The 16,011-nt window shown below is 72.2% G+C and carries 17 protein-coding genes and 1 pseudogene; 7 read left to right on the forward strand and 11 right to left on the reverse strand.

Going from position 1 to position 16,011, the window contains the following annotated elements; genetic code table 11:
- Positions 1-81: 81 nt before the first annotated feature.
- The 7 genes from cydP (at position 82) to M0L44_RS12990 (ending at position 4,562) form a co-directional block, all read left to right on the forward strand.
- A complete protein-coding gene (gene cydP / locus M0L44_RS12960; protein ID WP_252770117.1) occupies positions 82-273 on the forward strand; it encodes a cytochrome oxidase putative small subunit CydP in 192 nt (63 codons plus the stop codon).
- Entirely contained in the window at positions 270-1,841 is a 1,572-nt protein-coding gene (locus tag M0L44_RS12965) for a cytochrome ubiquinol oxidase subunit I (RefSeq protein WP_252770118.1), read from the forward strand. The genes cydP and M0L44_RS12965 overlap by 4 nt, the downstream gene beginning before the upstream one ends.
- A gap of 19 nt (positions 1,842-1,860) precedes the next feature.
- Positions 1,861-3,003 carry a cytochrome d ubiquinol oxidase subunit II gene (cydB, locus tag M0L44_RS12970; protein WP_252770119.1) on the forward strand — a complete coding sequence of 381 codons (1,143 nt, stop codon included), beginning with the start codon at positions 1,861-1,863 and terminating at the stop codon, positions 3,001-3,003.
- A 32-nt stretch (positions 3,004-3,035) separates the two neighbouring features.
- Entirely contained in the window at positions 3,036-3,161 is a 126-nt protein-coding gene (gene cydX / locus M0L44_RS12975; RefSeq protein ID WP_022980732.1) for a cytochrome bd-I oxidase subunit CydX, read from the forward strand.
- Positions 3,158-3,457 carry a cyd operon YbgE family protein gene (locus M0L44_RS12980; RefSeq protein ID WP_252770120.1) on the forward strand — a complete coding sequence of 100 codons (300 nt, stop codon included), beginning with the start codon at positions 3,158-3,160 and terminating at the stop codon, positions 3,455-3,457. Before cydX ends, M0L44_RS12980 begins: the two co-directional genes overlap by 4 nt.
- A 46-nt stretch (positions 3,458-3,503) precedes the next feature.
- Positions 3,504-4,127: an MBL fold metallo-hydrolase gene (locus tag M0L44_RS12985; protein WP_252770121.1), complete on the forward strand. Its 624-nt coding sequence runs from the start codon at positions 3,504-3,506 to the stop codon at positions 4,125-4,127.
- A 72-nt stretch (positions 4,128-4,199) separates the two neighbouring features.
- Entirely contained in the window at positions 4,200-4,562 is a 363-nt protein-coding gene (locus M0L44_RS12990) for a carboxymuconolactone decarboxylase family protein (RefSeq protein WP_252770122.1), read from the forward strand.
- Positions 4,563-4,569: 7 nt separating this feature from the next.
- On the opposite strand, the pseudogene M0L44_RS12995 reads toward M0L44_RS12990, so the two are convergent.
- The 11 genes and pseudogenes from M0L44_RS12995 to M0L44_RS13045 form a co-directional block, all read right to left on the reverse strand.
- A pseudogene (locus M0L44_RS12995) lies at positions 4,570-6,271 on the reverse strand (2-isopropylmalate synthase).
- 275 nt (positions 6,272-6,546) lie between these two features.
- Positions 6,547-8,049 carry a TolC family protein gene (locus tag M0L44_RS13000; protein WP_252770123.1) on the reverse strand — a complete coding sequence of 501 codons (1,503 nt, stop codon included), beginning with the start codon at positions 8,047-8,049 and terminating at the stop codon, positions 6,547-6,549.
- 5 nt (positions 8,050-8,054) lie between these two features.
- Complete coding sequence (locus M0L44_RS13005; RefSeq protein ID WP_252770124.1) at positions 8,055-9,002, reverse strand: efflux RND transporter periplasmic adaptor subunit; 948 nt, start codon at positions 9,000-9,002, stop codon at positions 8,055-8,057.
- A 10-nt stretch (positions 9,003-9,012) separates the two neighbouring features.
- Positions 9,013-9,222: a DUF1656 domain-containing protein gene (locus tag M0L44_RS13010; protein WP_022980739.1), complete on the reverse strand. Its 210-nt coding sequence runs from the start codon at positions 9,220-9,222 to the stop codon at positions 9,013-9,015.
- Positions 9,219-11,273: an FUSC family protein gene (locus M0L44_RS13015; RefSeq protein ID WP_354004130.1), complete on the reverse strand. Its 2,055-nt coding sequence runs from the start codon at positions 11,271-11,273 to the stop codon at positions 9,219-9,221. Before M0L44_RS13015 ends, M0L44_RS13010 begins: the two co-directional genes overlap by 4 nt.
- 24 nt (positions 11,274-11,297) lie before the next feature.
- Complete coding sequence (locus tag M0L44_RS13020) at positions 11,298-11,756, reverse strand: MarR family winged helix-turn-helix transcriptional regulator (RefSeq protein WP_252770125.1); 459 nt, start codon at positions 11,754-11,756, stop codon at positions 11,298-11,300.
- 100 nt (positions 11,757-11,856) lie between these two features.
- Positions 11,857-12,750: a F0F1 ATP synthase subunit gamma gene (locus M0L44_RS13025; protein ID WP_252770126.1), complete on the reverse strand. Its 894-nt coding sequence runs from the start codon at positions 12,748-12,750 to the stop codon at positions 11,857-11,859.
- Between the two features lie 6 nt (positions 12,751-12,756).
- Positions 12,757-14,193 carry a F0F1 ATP synthase subunit alpha gene (locus tag M0L44_RS13030; RefSeq protein WP_252770127.1) on the reverse strand — a complete coding sequence of 479 codons (1,437 nt, stop codon included), beginning with the start codon at positions 14,191-14,193 and terminating at the stop codon, positions 12,757-12,759.
- A 1-nt stretch (position 14,194) separates the two neighbouring features.
- A complete protein-coding gene (locus tag M0L44_RS13035; protein ID WP_252770128.1) occupies positions 14,195-14,983 on the reverse strand; it encodes a hypothetical protein in 789 nt (262 codons plus the stop codon).
- 31 nt (positions 14,984-15,014) lie between these two features.
- Positions 15,015-15,281 (reverse strand): F0F1 ATP synthase subunit C, encoded by a 267-nt coding sequence (locus M0L44_RS13040; RefSeq protein WP_022980745.1) that lies wholly within the window; start codon positions 15,279-15,281, stop codon positions 15,015-15,017.
- A complete protein-coding gene (locus tag M0L44_RS13045) occupies positions 15,278-16,000 on the reverse strand; it encodes a F0F1 ATP synthase subunit A (RefSeq protein WP_252770129.1) in 723 nt (240 codons plus the stop codon). The genes M0L44_RS13040 and M0L44_RS13045 overlap by 4 nt, the downstream gene beginning before the upstream one ends.
- Positions 16,001-16,011 lie beyond the last annotated feature (11 nt).

The following is a 16,011-nucleotide window of genomic DNA, read 5'->3' on the forward strand; positions in this document are numbered from 1 at the left end:
ACCATGGGGATGCAAACCCTTGATTGACAAGGACTTGCGCAGGGTGACGCAACGGGCACACATCTTGATACCTCACCGGCCATGAACGACAGGCCCCTCCTCCGCCACCTGAGCTGGATCGTGCTGCTCAAGCTCGCCCTGCTCGGCGGGCTGTGGTGGGTGTTCTTCCGTCCTGTCCAGGTGCCCGTCCATCCCGACATGGCGGCCGCGCACATCGCCCCGGGCCCTGCCCCGGTGGCCAGTCCGACCGCCCCCCAAGGAGTCCGCCCGTGATCTCGGATCATCTCGTCGACCTGTCCCGGCTGCAATTCGCCGTGACAGCCCTCTACCACTTCCTCTTCGTGCCGCTGACGCTGGGCATGGTCTGGCTGCTCGTGATCATGGAGCTGGTCTATGTCATGACCGGCAAGCTGGTCTGGAAGGACATGACCCGCTTCTGGGGCAAGCTCTTCGGCATCAACTTCGCGCTGGGTGTCACCACCGGCATCACGATGGAGTTCCAGTTCGGCACCAACTGGGCCTACTACTCGCACTATGTGGGCGACATCTTCGGTGCCCCGCTGGCCATCGAAGGGCTGATGGCCTTCTTCCTGGAATCGACCTTCATCGGCCTGTTCTTCTTCGGCTGGGACCGCCTGTCCAAGACGCAGCACCTGCTGGTGACCGTGCTGATGGCGGTGGGCACCAACCTCTCGGCGCTGTGGATCCTGATCGCCAACGGCTGGATGCAGAACCCGGTGGGCGCGGAGTTCAACTGGCAGACCATGCGCATGGAGATGACGGACTTCTGGACCGTGGTCTTCAACCCGGACGCCCAGGCCAAGTTCGTGCACACCGTCTCGGCCGGCTATGTGACCGGCGCGATGTTCGTGCTGTCCATCAGCGCCTGGTACCTGCTGCGCGGCCGTGACGTGGAATTCGCCAAGCGCAGCTTCCGCGTGGCCGCCGCCTTCGGTCTGGCCAGCGTCTGCTCGGTGATCGTGCTGGGAGACGAATCCGGCTACACCGTGGGCGAGGCCCAGCAGACCAAGATGGCCGCCATCGAAGCCATGTGGGAGACCGAGCCCGCCCCGGCCGGCCTGAAGCTGGTGGCCGGCATCAACGAGGCCGCCCAGAAGAACGACTGGGAGCTCGAGATCCCCTACCTGATGGGCCTGATCGGCACGCGCTCGGTCAGCAAGACCATCCCGGGCATCCACGAGATCAAGCAGAAGAACCGCGAACGCATCGTCAACGGCATCCAGGCGGTGATCGCGCTGGAGACCCTGCGGGCCCACCGCGACGACGTGGCCGCCCGCGTGACGCTGGACCGCTTCCAGGCCGACCTGGGCTTCGGCCTGCTGCTCAAGAAGTACGTGGCCGATGTGCGCCAGGCCACGCCCGCCATGATCGACCAGGCGGTCAACGACACCGTGCCCCACGTCACCCCGATGTTCTGGGCCTTCCGCCTGATGGTGGGCTTCGGCTTCGCGATGCTGCTGCTCTTCGCCCTGGCCTTCTGGAGCACGCTCAAGGGCCAGTGCGGCAAGCAGCGCTGGCTGCTGCGCGCGGCCCTCGTGATGCTGCCGATTCCCTGGCTGTCCTGCGAGCTGGGCTGGTTCGTGGCCGAGTACGGCCGCCAGCCCTGGACGATCTACGGCGTGCTGCCCACCCACCTGTCGGTCTCCACGCTGAGCGTGGAAAGCCTGTACGGCTCGCTGGCAGGCTTCGTGGGCTTCTACACCGTGCTGCTGGTGGTGGAGATGTACCTGATGGTCAAGTTCGCCCGCCTGGGCCCGGGCAGCCTGGGCACCGGACGGTATCTGGACGAACCCGTGCACGCTGCGCACGCCCACGCCTGAACGAGAAAGTCACTTCATCATGTTGGACTACCCCACCCTCAAGATCATCTGGTGGCTGCTGGTAGGCGTGCTGCTGGTCGGCTTCGCCATCATGGACGGCCATGACATGGGCGTCGGCACGCTGCTGCCCTTCGTCGGCAAGAACGACACCGAACGCCGCGTCGTGATCAACACCGTCGGCCCGCACTGGGACGGCAACCAGGTCTGGTTCATCACCGGCGGCGGCGCCATCTTCGCCGCCTGGCCGCTGGTCTACGCCACCGCCTTCAGCGGCTTCTACTGGGCCATGCTGGCGGTGCTGTGGGCCCTGTTCTTCCGCCCCGTGGGCTTCGACTACCGCAGCAAGATCGACAACCCCACCTGGCGCAGCACCTGGGACTGGGGCCTGTTCGTCGGCGGCGCCGTGCCGCCGCTGATCTTCGGCGTGGCCTTCGGCAACCTGCTGCAGGGCGTGCCCTTCCACTTCGACAACTACCTGATCTCCACCTACACCGGCAGCTTCTGGGCCCTGCTCAACCCCTTCGCTCTGCTCAGCGGCGTGGTCAGCAGCGCGATGATCACGCTGCACGGCGCGGTGTACCTGTCACACCGTACCGAAGGGGCCGTGCAGGCCCGGGCCCAGAACGCGGCCCTGGGCGCGGCGGTGGTGATGGTGCTGGCCTTCGTGGGCGCGGGCTTCTGGCTGCACAGCGGCGCCATCCCCGGCTATGCGATCAGCTCGGCCATCGACCCGGCCGCCCTGCCCGACCCGCTGGCCAAGACGGTGGTGCGCAGCGCCGATGCCTGGTGGGCCAACTACGCCCGCTGGCCGGCGATGTGGGCCCTGCCGGTGCTGGGCATCGTCGGCGCGCTGGGCGCCGCCCTGCTCACCCGGGCCGGCGCCACGCTGACCGCCTTCGTCGTCTCGGCGCTGGCCATCGCCGGCGTGATCGGCACGGCGGGCGGGGCGATGTTCCCCTTCGTCATGCCCTCGTCGACCGACCTGAACTCCAGCCTGACCGTGTGGGACAGCGTCTCCAGCCACCTGACGCTGAGCCTGATGTTCTTCGCCACGCTGATCTTCATGCCGATCATCGTCTTCTACACCAGCTGGGCCTACCGCGTGATGCGCGGCAAGGTGACCGTGGCCCACATCCAGGCCAACGAGCACACCGCCTACTGAGCCCGGCCCCTCAACACCGAAAGGACAACACCATGTGGTATTTCGCCTGGATCCTGGGCGTGGGCTTCGCGGTCCTGCTGGCCGTGATGAACGCGATGTGGGGCGAGAACGAGGAAGGCCGCGCCGCGGCCCGCCTGAGCGACGAGGGGGGCGTGTGAACCCCGCCTCCGAGACCTCGGGCGACGGCGGCCCGGCCCGCCCCGGCCTGCATGGGCCCAGCCTGCTGCTGGGCGTGGCGCTGATGCTGGCCGGCTCGGTCTACCCGCCGCTGATGACCGACGCGCAAGGCCGGGCCGACCATGGCCTGGCCATGCTGCTGCTGTGGGCCATGTGTGCCGGCCTGGTCCGGGGCGTGGGCTTCGTGCCGCGTTTCTGGCTCTGGCGCGGGTTGTTTTCCGGCTGGAGCAGCCTGCTGGCCCTGCTGGCTTTCGCCTGGCTCAAGTTCCTGCGCTGAGTCCCCCTCCAGAATCGGAGCAGGAGACCACGAGGGGGAGAGGACCATGCTGTTCCGCATGCTGCTGGACGAGGCCACCGGCACGGTGAGCTATCTGCTGACCCAGGCCGAAACGGGCGAGGCCGTGGTGATCGACCCGCGCGCCGCCGACGTGCCGGTGATCCGCGCCATGCTGGCCGAGCAGCGTGCCCAGCTGCGCTGGGTGCTGCGCACCCATGCCCATGCCGCCCAGCACAGCGCGGCCGAGCAGGCGGCGCTGGCCCAGTTGGCCGCGCCCTGGGTGCAGCAGCGCCCGCCGGCCCAGCCCCTGCTGCCGCTGGGTGACGACTACATCGAGGTGCTGGCCACCCCCGGCCACACCTCGGACTGCCTGAGCTTTCGCTGGCGCGACCGGCTGTTCTGCGGCGACCTGCTGGCCGTCGACGGCTGCCACTACCAGACCCGCCCGTCCCAGCCCCAGTCGCTGTGGGACAGCGTGCATGACGTGGTCTTCCGCCTGCCCGACGAGACCCTGCTGTTCGCCGGCTGCGCCCACCGCGGCCGCATGGTGGCCACGGTGGGCGAGCAGCGCCGCTGGCACCCCTGGTTCGGCAACACCAGCCGCGACGCCTTCCTGACCCGGGTGGCCAGCCTGCCGGAGGGTTCCCGCAGCGGCCCCGCGGGGCACTGATCTGGATCGAATTCCCTAAATACCCTATTGGGTATATTGAGGACTTTGCGCCGACCTGGCGCCGGAGTCTTCATGAGCACCTTCGACCACACCGGCCTGATGCAGGACATCAACGCCCAGCTCGGCCCCTTCCGCCAGTCCCAGGCCGCCACCATGCGCGGCTTCAGCGCCATGGCCCAGGGCGCCCTGGCCGAGGGCGCACTCAGCGCCAAGCACAAGGAGCTGCTCGCCCTGGCCATCGGCGTCACCCAGCACTGCTCGGGCTGCATCGGCTTTCACGTCAAGGCCCTGGTGCGCCTGGGCGCCACCCGGGCCGAACTGGAAGAGGCCCTGGGCGTGTGCGTCTACATGGGCGGCGGCCCGGCCCTGATGTACGCGGCCGAGGCCCTGAAGGCCTGGGACGTGCTGGCCCAGCCCGAGCCCGCCGTCTGCTGAGCGCGCCTCAGGCGTCCACCGCCTCGGCGGGCTGGGCCAGGCAGCCCAGCCGGCAGGCCAGGCTCAGCACGGCCTGCAGCGTGGCCCGCTCGGCCTCGGCATCGTGGCCCGCCCCGAAGGCCGTGCCCGCCGCGCCGGCCGCGGCCCCCTCCACCAGCACCCAGTGCTGGGTTGCGCGGCCCCGCCCGGTGCTTGAGCGGCTGACCGCCCCCAGGCGCAGGCCGGGCGCCAGCGCCTGCGCCGCCGCCTGCAGCAGGTCCGCGCCCTCGCCCTCGCCGGCCCAGCACTGCTCGCCCATGGCCAGCCGCAGCCGCACCTGCACCCCGCCCTGCGGCCCGGGTTGAACCGCCCAGGACGAGACCGTCACCGCGCCCTCGGCCCCCTGCGGGCTCAGGTAGTGGCGGCTGAACAGCTGCCACAGCGCCGCCGAGGTCACCTCGGCCTCGCTGGCGTCGGCATGGCGCTGCACCACCGCGCTGAACTCCACCTGCAGGCGTCGGGGCATCACCAGGCCGTGGTCGCGCTCCAGCAGGTAGGCGATGCCGCCCTTGCCCGACTGGCTGTTGACCCGGATGATCCCCTCGTAGCTGCGGCCGATGTCGGCCGGGTCGATGGGCAGGTAGGGCACGGCCCAGGGCGCGCCGGGGCGCTGCGCGGCCAGGCCCTTCTTGATCGCGTCCTGGTGCGAGCCCGAGAAGGCAGTGAACACCAGGTCGCCCGCATAGGGGTGGCGCGGGTGCACCGGCAGCGCGGTGCACTGCTCGGCCACCTGCACCAGGGCCGGCAGGTCCGACAGGTCCAGCCCCGGGTGCACGCCCTGGGTGCACGCCCTGGGTGTAGAGGTTGAGCGCCAACGTCACCAGGTCCACGTTGCCGCTGCGCTCGCCATTGCCGAACAGGCAGCCCTCCACCCGCTGCGCGCCGGCCAGCAGGGCCAGCTCGGCACAGGCCACGCCGGTGCCGCGGTCGTTGTGCGGGTGCACCGACAGCACTACATGCGCGCGCCGCGGCAGGTGGCGGTCCATCCACTCGATCTGGTCGGCAAAGACATTGGGCGTGGCCACCTCCACCGTGGTCGGCAGGTTGATGATGACCGGGCGGCCCGGGCCCGCGTCCCAGGCGTCCAGCGCGGTGCTGCAGGCCTGCAGCGACACCGGCTGCTCGGTCATGCAGAAGGTCTCGGGCGAGTACTGCAGCACCCATTCGGTCTCGGGCACCGCATCGGTCAGCCGGCGCAGGTGGCGCACATGGTGGTCCACCAAGCCCATCACCTCGGACACCGAGAGGCCGAACACCCGCTCGCGCCACAGCGGGGCGGTGGCGTTGTAGAGGTGGACGATGGCGCGCCGCGCGCCGCGCAGGGCCGCCACGGTGCGCTCGATCAGGTCCTCGCGCAGCTGGGTCATGACCATCAGGGTCACGCCCTCGGGCACGCGGTCCTCCTCGATCAGGCGGCGCACGGTGTCGAAGTCGGTCTGCGAAGCCGCCGGAAAGCCGACCTCGATCTCACGGAAGCCACAGGCCACCAGACGCTCGAAGAACATCAGCTTGCGCTCGACGTTCATCGGCTCGAACAGGGCCTGGTTGCCGTCGCGCAGGTCGGTGGACAGCCAGACGGGGGCCTGGGTGACTTGACGCGCAGGCCACTGGCGCTGCGGCAGGTCGACGGCGGGAAAGGGGCGGTACTTGGTGGCGGGGTGGTCGATCATCGTGATCCCGGATTCGGCAGAGGTGGCTCAGGGCATGACCCTGCCCTCCCGGCCGCGGACACGGCCGCAGCAGGACAGGACGACAGGGTGTGGATGCGCGCAGCCCTCCCTCGCGCCCGTCAGGGGACGGGACGCTGGCAGGCCGGGATCAGGGGAGGGGTGGTGCGCCTGGGACCGGACGGTCCGTCAGCGGCGCGTGCACGCGAGCCGATCCCGGCCCAGCACTAGGCTGGATTCGCGGGATAGCAGGGTGCGCAAGGTCATGGGGTGCGACCTTAACCCGGCGAGCGGGGGCTCGTCAAACCCGATGCGGGCGGGAGCGCCGCCTGGGGCGCGGCCGCCTCCGGCTGCCAGCCACCGCCCAGCACCAGGAAGAGCTGGGCCTGGTCGTCGGCCAGGGCCGCCTCGCTGGCGGCCAGGTCGGCCTCGGCACTGGCCAGCGCGCGCTGGGCGTCCAGCGCCGGCAGGTAGCCGGTGCGGCCGCTCCGGTACAGGCGCTGGGCCTGATCGGCCACGGTGGCCTCCTGGGCCCGGGCGGCACGCAGCGCGGCGCGGCGGTCCAGCTCGCGGGCGTAGGCGTTCAGCGCGGTTTCGGTCTCGCGCAGCGCGGTCAGCACGGTGCCGTCGAAGTGCGCCAGCGCGCCCGCGGTGCCGGCCTCGGCCTGGGCGATGCGGGCCTGCACCGCGCCGGTGTTGGGCAGGGTCCAGGAGATCAGCGGCCCCAGGCTCCAGCCCACGCTGTCCGAGCCCAGAAAGTCGGTGGCCGGGCTGCCGCTTTGCACCGACAGGCCCAGGCGGATGTGCGGGTAGAGGTCAGCCGTGGCCACGCCGATGCGGGCGGTGGCCGCCGCGAGCTCGCGCTCGGCCTGGCGCACGTCGGGCCGGCGGCGCAGCAGGGCCGCGCCATCGCCCACCGGGATCAGGCCCTGGAGTTGCGGCGGTGTGTCGCAGTCGGCCGCCCCGGCCGGCAAGGCCTGGGGCAGCGCGCCGGTGAGCGTGGCCAGGCGGTAGAGCGCGCCCTGGCGGCGCGCCTGCAGCGGCGGCAGGGCCGCGCGCAGATGCTCCAGCTGGCCCTGGGCACGGGCCACATCGGTCACGCCGGTGCGGCCGGCCTCGTGCAGGCGCTGGGTCAGGGCCACGGCCTCGTCCTGCAGCTGCACCGAGCGGCGGGCGCTGCGCAGCTGCAGGCCCAGGGCGCAGACCTCGGCATAGGCCCGCGTGGTGCCGGCGGCCACCTGCACCCGGGCCAGATCGGTGGCGGCCTCGGCCGCTTCGCGGCTGGCCTGCGCCGCCTCGGCCTGGAGCTGCAACTGGCCGAACCAGTCCAGCGGCAGGGACACGGCCAGGCCCGCGGCGGTCTCCCATTCGGGCTTGGGCGTGTAGCCAGGTGCCAGGTAGTCCAGCCCCGACTTGTGGCCCATGACCACGCCCCCATTGACACCCACCGAGGGTCGCTGGGCGCCGGCCACCTCGGCCTCCAGCGCCCGCGCACGGGCCAGGTTGGCCACGGCCTGGCGCAGGTCGGTGTTGTGGGCCAGGGCCTGCTGCACCAGGCCGTCCAGCCGCGGGTCCTCGTACAGCCGCCACCAGGCGGCCGGCAGGGGCTCGGGGCTGTAGAGCGCGGACGCCGCTTCGGCAAAGGGGGCGCTGGCGGCGGGCTGCGCGGCCAGCGCCTGGGAGGGCAGCTGGTAGTCGGGGCCGACCGGGGCATGGCTGCAACCGGCCAGCAGCAGGAGGGCGGCCAACGAGGAGCCGGGAACCAGAGAGCGCAGGCCCATGGGATTCACTCCGCCGGTCGGGCCGCGGGGGCCTGAGCGGTGTGGGTGGGGCCCGCAGCGGCGGCCCCCTCCTCCACCTGCACCGTCACCGTCTGCCCGGCCACCAGCCGGGTGCCGTCGGGCCAGGGTGTGTCCAGGCGCACCCGCACCGGCACCCGCTGGGCCAGGCGCACCCAGTTGAAGCTGGGGTTCACCGCGGGCAGCAGGTTGGCGCTGGTGGCGCGGTCATGGTCGGCGATGGCGGCGGCCACGCTCTCCACCGTGCCGTGCAGCGCGGTGCTGCTGCCCATGGGCGTCACCCGCACCGCCTGCCCCAGGTGGATGCGCGGCAGCTTGGTTTCCTCGAAGTAGCCCTCGACGTAGAAGGAGTGGGCATCCACCAGGGCCAGGGCGGGTCGGCCGGCGTTGACGTAGGCGCCCACGCGGATGTCCAGGTTGGTGACGGTGCCGTCGGTGGGGGCGCGCACCTCGGCTCGCTGCAGGTTCAGGCGCGCGGCATCCACCGCCACCTTGGCCTGCTCCAGCGCCGCGCTGCTTTCCTCGACACGGGTGCGGGCCTGCTCCTGCTGCTCCTGCGAGACCAGGCTGCCCAGCCCGCTGTTGCGGTCACGCTCACGCTTGGCCTGGGCCAGCGCCACCTGGCGCGCGGCCAGCGCGGCCTCGGCTTCGCGCAGGGCCAGCGCGTAGTGGGCATGGTCCACCTCGAACAGCACGTCGCCGGCATGGACGGGCTGGTTGTCCTGCACCGGCACGGCCGTCACCAGGCCGGACACATCCGGCGCCATCTGGACCACATTGGCCCGCACGCGGCCGTCGCGCGTCCACGGGGCCAGCTCGTAGTGGTCCCACAGGCCGCGGCAGGCCCACAGGGCCGCCGCCACCATCAGCAGGGTCGTCGCCGGGCGCAGCAGCTGCCGGGCCCGTTCGCGGGTGAACAGAGTTTTCAGAGTCATCACCACCGTCTCAAAGCAGGAATTGCGCGGTCAGCCGGTGCAGGCCGTAGAGCAGCACCAGGTAGAGCGCCATGTCGAACAGGGCCGGGTGCCAGACCCAGCGGTAGACGCCCACGGCCGCCAGCAGGCGGCGCAGGCCCCAGTTCAGCACCAGGGCCAGCAAGGCCAGGGCCATCAGCCAGGGCACGTACAGGCCCTCGAGATCGAATTCACCGGTCATGCGGCAGGCTCCTGGACAGGGGCGCCCAGCGTCCGTGGGGCCCGGGGAAACAGGTTGCGGCGCAGGCCCACCAGGGCGGTGACCAGGGCTGCGGGGTCGACCGCATCCGCCGCCGGCCGCATCGCGCGCAAGAGGGCCCGGTCCAGCGCGCGGCGCAGGGCATCAGGCCAGGCGCTGGGGCCATGGTCCGACCACTGCCGGAAGCCCTGGGCGATGCCCGCCAGCAGCAGCCGGGCCCCCGGCGCGCGGCCGGCGGCGCGCTGAGTCTGCAGCACCGCGATGTCGGCGCCCACGCGCAGCTCGCGCAGGGCCGCACGGGCGGCGTCGTCACGCTGCTGCGGTGGGGTCTGGGCAATGCGCGGGGCCAGCAGGCCGATGCGGTCGAGGCTGCGCACGGCGTGGCTCTCGTCGGGCAGGCCGCGGCGCGCGCCCGCCAGGTCGGCCAGTTCACGCCAGGCCGCGCGGCGCAAGCGCCGGGCCACCACGCCACTGCCCACGGAGCGCATGAGCTGGTTGACCAGCGCCGCCACCGCGATGCCCATCAGCATGGACAGGTTGCTGTTGAGGAAGTAGGGGAAGTCCAGCGTGGCGATGTCCCCCAGGGCCAGCGAGCCGGCCACGCCCATGATCATCGGGAAGGCCAGACCGACCAGGGCTGGTCGCGCCGCCAGGCAGCCCAGGGCGAGAAAGACCGGGGCACAGACCAGCACCAGGCTGGCGAAATCGTGCGCCAGCGGCAGCAGCACCAGCACGTACAGCGCGGCAAACGGCATGGCCCAGACCGTCGCCTTGAGCGACCCCGAGATGGCCGGCACGGGGTTGTCCATCGCGGCAAAGAGGCTGCAGAAGATGGCGGCCATCATCGCGGCCACCGAGCCGATGGGCCAGGCGGTCTCGATCCACACCAGGCTGCAGCCTGAGACGGCCACCACCGCGGCGGCGGCCGAGAGCAGGGCCATGCCCGGGTCCCGGTGCAGCACCCGCGCGCCCAGCGTGGGCCGACGCGCTGTGACGGGCGCCGCGCCGGTCAGGCCGGTGTCGATGTCGGCGCGCAGCGCGCCGCAGGCCTGCCAGCCCTGCAGCAGTTCCCCCAGCCGGGTGGCCAGGCTGATGCGCAGCGCGCGCGACCAGTCGCCCTGGGCCGGGTCGCTGCCCAGGCGGTCGAGCAGGCCCTGCAGCCAGGGCCAGGCGGCGGCCTGGTCCGGCGGCGGGAGCGCCAGCCACTCGCCCATCGCATCGAGCACCGCCACCACATCCGGCGCCAGCTGGCCTTCCGCCTCCTCCAGCGCCTGCAGGCGGTCCTCGGCGGCCGACAGGGCCGGGGTCAGGCCGGCCAGCCGGTCCTGCATCTCCTGCAGGGCGCCTTCGGTCCAGCGCAGGTGGCTGGTGTCGAAGGGCACATGGGTGGAGAGGATGCGCAGCTGGGTGATGTCGGCCGCCAGACGCTGACGGTCGGCCGCCAGGGTGGCCCCGCCGGCATCGCGGCGGTGGGCCCGGGCCGCCAGGTCCGCCAGCCAAGTGCGGGCATCGCCCTGGGCGCGGTCCAGCAGGCCCAGCAGCGGCGCGCTCAGGCCGGCCGGCAGCACCAGGCTGTGGACCAGGGTGGCGCAGAGGATGCCCACGCCGATCTCCTCGACCCGGGCCAGCGCGTTGTCGAACAGCTGATCGGGCCGCTCCACCGAGGGAAAACCGATCAGGGCCGCGGTGTAGCCCGCCAGCATGAAGACGTAGGAGCGCGGTGTGCGGTCCTGCAGCGAGATGAACAGGCACACCCCCACCCACAGGGCCAGCGCCAGCGCCAGCAGCGTCGGCGCATTGGCCAGATTGGGCACCAGCACCACCGAGGCGGCCGCGCCCAGGAAGGTGCCACCGAAGCGGTACACCGCCTTGGACCGCACGGCACCGGCCAGCGGGTTGGCCACGACGTAGGCGGTCATCATGGCCCAGAAGGGCCGCGGCAAACCGGCCTTCAGGGCCACGTACAGCGCCAGCATGGACGCGGCAAAGCATTTGAGCGAGTACAGCCACTCGCTGCGGGTGGGCCAGGTCACGGGCGCGATCCTCGGGGTCGGAATTCAGGCCCGCGCGGCGGCCTTGGGCAGCTCGGCCACGCCGGTCTCCAGGCGCAGCAGCACCCGCAGGGCCGCCTGCAGGTCCTCGTCGGGCAGGCCTTGCAGCAGCTCACGCCGCATCACGTGGAGGGCCTGCTCCACCCGGGCGACCTGCTGCTGGCCCAGCGGGGTCAGGCTGAGCACCTTGGCCCGGCGGTCGTGCGGGTCTTCATGGCGCACCACCACGCCGGCGGCCACCAGCTGGTCGATCACCCGCACCAGGGAAGCTGGCTCCAGGCCCACGGCCTCGGCCACGGCACCCGGGCGGGCGCTCTCGCCCATGCGGCCGATCATCACCGCCGGCCAGGCCATGGCGTGGGAAAGGCCGTAGGTGTTGCTGACCTCGTCGGCCACCGCGCGGTAGCTGCGCGCCACGCGGGTCAGCGTGGTGGTCAGGTGCATCAGGGTGGCGTCGTCGAGCATGGCGGGCTTTGTTTTGTCTGCTAATAGTTAGCAAAGCTAATTATTAGCCAGCTTAATTGTTGAGTCGGACGCAGGGCCATGCGACCCCTGACGGCAGCGCTCAGGCCGCGTCGCCAGGCCCCAGCGCGGCGGTGAGCAGTTCCAGCTCGTTGGTGATGTCGGCCTGACGGAGCCGGGCCGAGCGGCGGCGCAGCTCGGCGGCCAACTCGTCCAGATGGTCCTGGGCCCGCTGCATCTGGGCCAGGCGGGCGTGGTTCTCCTGCACCAGCGAGGTCTCCAGCGCGGCCCGCAGCTGCACCCGCACCGTCTGGTGCAGCACCGCGGCCATCAGCACCGGCCGCGGTAAGCCCAGGCGAGGCGCGGCGGCCCGCGGCGGCGGCTGGATCGGCGGCGGATCCCCCGCAACCGCACCGTCCCAGGGCTGCGGCACTCCGGGCGCCGGCAGCAGCCGCTGGCTGCGCAGGCCCGCCGGCCCGGTGGACAGTAGCCACACAGAGGGCACCGGTGCGGCAGCGGCCCCGGCCGTGGCGTCGGTGGCCGCCTGCAACCAGGCCGCCAGCACGGGTTCGGCCTCGTCCAGCGCCCCGCAGCCGGGCAGCACGCGGGGTGTGGATCCGGCCGGCGCGGCGTCTGCGGGGCGGTTGGCCCGCCAGGCCTCGGCCAGACGCTGGCCGGCCAGCCAGACGCTCTGGCCCGGCGTGGCCTGCAGGGTCTCGGCCGCCTCGGCCAGGTGGGCATTGAAGGCGCCGCAGAAGCCGCGCTCGGCGCCGATCAGCAGCCAGATGCGCGGCGCGGCGGGATAGCCCGCCACGGCCGGGGGAGCCGCCAACTGGCCCCAGGCGGCCTCCAGGGTGCGCTGGGCCTCGGCCAGGGCCGGCTGGGAATGCTGCAGGCGCTGCAGCTCGGCCAGGGCCAGGTTCTTCATGGCCTGCACGATCTGCCGCAGGTCGGCCAGCAGCGTGGCCCGCTCGCGCAGTTGCAGCTGTGCGGCCATGAAGGGTCAGCCGCCCAGCGCGGCCTGGACGGCGGCCACCCAGTCGGCCCGCGGGGCGTCAAGCGGCGGCGCGCTGGCGGCCATCGCGGTCAGGGCGTCCAGCCGGGCCTGCAGGGCCGGGCCTTGCAGGCCTTCGAGCCGGCCTTCGTTCAGGGCCACCAGCCAGGCCAGGGTGACCGCGGCCGGCCGGGTGGCCAGGCGGGCCTGGCGGAACAGGGCCTGCAGCAGATGGCCGCGGGCCACGCGGGCCTGCATGCCCTCGTCCAGCCGGGTGCCGAAGCGGGTGAACAGCTCCAGCTCCAGGAACTGCAGGTAGTCCAGCCGCAGGCGCTTGCATTCGCGGGCGATGGCCGGGTGTTGGGCCTTGCCGCCGATGCGCGAGACCGAGGTGCCCACGTCGATGGCCGGAAACATGCCCGCGGCGGTCAGCTTGGTGCTGAGGTAGACCTGGCCGTCGGTGATGGAGATCAGGTTGGTGGGGATGTAGCTGGCCACCTCGCCGAGCTGGGTGGGCACGATGGGCAGGGCCGTCATGCTGCCGCCGCCCAGCGCGGCGCTGAGCTGGGTGGAGCGTTCCAGCAGGCGCGAGTGCAGGTAGAAGATGTCGCCGGGGTAGGCCTCGCGCCCGGGCGGGCGGCGCAGCAGGAGCGAGAGTTCCCGGTAGGCCTGGGCGTGCTTGCCCAGGTCGTCGTAGACGATCAGGGTGTCGTGGCCCGCGTGCATCCAGTGCTCGGCCAGTGCGCAGCCGGCAAAGGGTGCCAGGTACTGCAGGCCGGGCAGGGTGCCGGCTTCGGCCACCACCACGGTGGTGTGGGCCAGGGCGTCGTGCGCGGCCAGGAGGCGCAGGGTCTCGGCCACCTCGGCACGGCGCTGGCCGATCAGCACCAGGATGCAGCGCACGCCCTGGTCGCGCTGGTGAATCACCGCGTCCAGCGCCAGCGCGCTCTTGCCGGTGCCGTCGTCGCCGATCAGCAGCTCGCGCTGGCCGCGCCCGATGGGCAGCAGGGTGTCGATGACGGTGTTGCCGGTGTAGAGCGGGCGGCTGACCGGGTCGCGCTCGATGATGGCCGGCGAGCGGCTTTCCAGCGGGTGCAGGGCATCGGTCTCGGGCGGGGGCAGGCCGTCCAGCGGTCGCCCCAGGGGGTCGATCACCCGGCCCAGCAGGGCGTCGCCGCAGCCGATGGACAGGCGCTGCCCGCTGCGGCGCATGCGCAGGCCGGCGGCCAGGCCCTCGGCCTGGTCCAGCAGGATGCAGCCGGCCAGGGTCTCGTCGAGCTGGAAGACCCAGGCCCGGCTGCCATCGACCGCGCGCAGCACCTCGCCCACCGGCACCGAGGGCAGGCCTTCGACCCAGGCGATGCCGTCGGCCAGCCCGATGATGGTGCCGACCTCCTCGACCGAAAGGCCGACCTCGGGCGCCACGCCCAGCTGCGGGGGCACCACCTCAGGCCTCCTTCTGCGGCTGTGCGGGGGCCGCAGCCGGCAGGACGGCATGGACGTCCAAGCCGTTGAAGGCATCGACCCCGCGGCGCAGGCTGGTCTCCAACTGGTGGCCCGGCAGGTGCACGCTCAGGCCCGCCAGCAGCTCCGGCGCCTGGGCCCAGCGGGGGACGACACCCTGACCCAGCACCGCGGCCAGGCCAGCCGTGATGCGCTGGCGCAGCGCCTCGGGCAAGGGGAAGGCGCTGCTGACCGTGGGGGGCTCCACCGGGGCCTGACCCGGCGTGGCCAACTGTGGGGCCAGCGCGGCGGCCCGGGCCGCCAGGTCGCTCAGGAACAACTCGACCAGCGCGGCCTCCACGGCAGGGCTGGCCAGTCGCTGGAGGTAGTCGCCCACGAAACCGGCCGCCCGGGCCTGCAGCTGACGGTCGGCCTGCTCCTGGCGGGCCCGGGCCTCGCGCTGCAGCCGGGCCTGGGCCTTCTCGCGCTCGGCGCGCAGCTCCTCGTCCAGCGCGGCCAGACGCTGGCTGCGCAGCGCGGCGATCTCCTCCACCAGGGCCTGACGGGCCACCTCACGCTGGCCGGCCAGCCCGGCTTCCTGGGCGGCCAGGGCTTGGGCGCGGGCGTCCAGGGCCTGCTGGCGGGCGTCCAGCGTGTCGCGCTGCTGCTGCTGGGCCTGGGCCCGTGCGGCCAGGGCGGCCTGCACCGGCTTGAACAGGAATCGGCGCAGCAGCCACAGCAGCACCGCGAAGTTCAGGATCTCCAGCGCGAAGGTGGTGGCGTCAAGGTTCATGGCAGGTTCCGTCGGCGGCGAAGGCCGTGACTCACTTGAGCAGGTATTCGAGCAGCGGGTTGCGGAACAGGATGATCAGCGCCACCACCAGGCAGTAGATGGCCAGCGACTCGATCATGGCCAGGCCGATGAACAGGGTGCGGCTGATCTCCTTCTCGGCCTCGGGCTGGCGGGCCAGCGCGTCCAGGGCCGAGGAGATGGCCCGGCCCATGGCCAGGGCGGGGAAGAACACGCCCAGGGCGATGGCCAGCGCGGCCACCACGGTGGAAACGATGGCAAAGAGGTGCAGATCGGTCATGGCGACTCCGGTGCGGAAGAGGAGGACGAGGAAGACGAAGGGGATGCGGAAGGTGGGCCAGGTGGCTGGCCCTCGGGCAGGCTGACCTCCAGCGTCGAACCCACGTAGATCAGCGCCAGCATGCCGAAGATGTAGGCCTGCACCAGGGCCTCGATGACGTGCAGCAGCAGCAGCGGCACCGGCACCAGCACGCCGGCCACCAGCAGCACCAGCAGCGCCGCCATCTCCAGGCTCATCATGTTGCCGAACAGGCGGATGGCCAGGGCCAGGGTGCGGGTGATCTCGCTGATGATGTGGAAGGGCGCCAGGATGGGGCTGGGCTGAATGTAATGGCGCAGGTAGGCCCGCGCGCCGGCCGCCCGCAGACCGTAGAGGTGCACGGCGAAGAAGACGATGACCGCCAGCGCGGCGGTGACGGAGAGGTCGCGGGTGGGCGAGGTCAGGCCCGGCACCAGGCCCAGCAGGTTGGACACGGCGATGAACAGCCACAGGCTGCCGATGAAGGGCAGCACCCGGTCCACATGCGCAGGGGCCACCACCTCGGCCACCGCGTCGTGCATCAGCTGCCAGGCCAGCTCCAGCGCGACGGCGGGCGGCCGCCCGCCGCGCGGGCCCCAGAACCAGGCGGCCGCGGCCAGGCCCAGCGTGACCAGCACCGACAGGCACAGGGTCTCCGACAGGGCCAGCCCGGCCAGGTGCAGCGTGAAGCCTTCGTCCATGGCTCGTGTCT

The sequence above is a fragment of the Ideonella oryzae genome (assembly GCF_024055665.1).
Lineage (GTDB): Bacteria > Pseudomonadota > Gammaproteobacteria > Burkholderiales > Burkholderiaceae_C > Ideonella > Ideonella oryzae.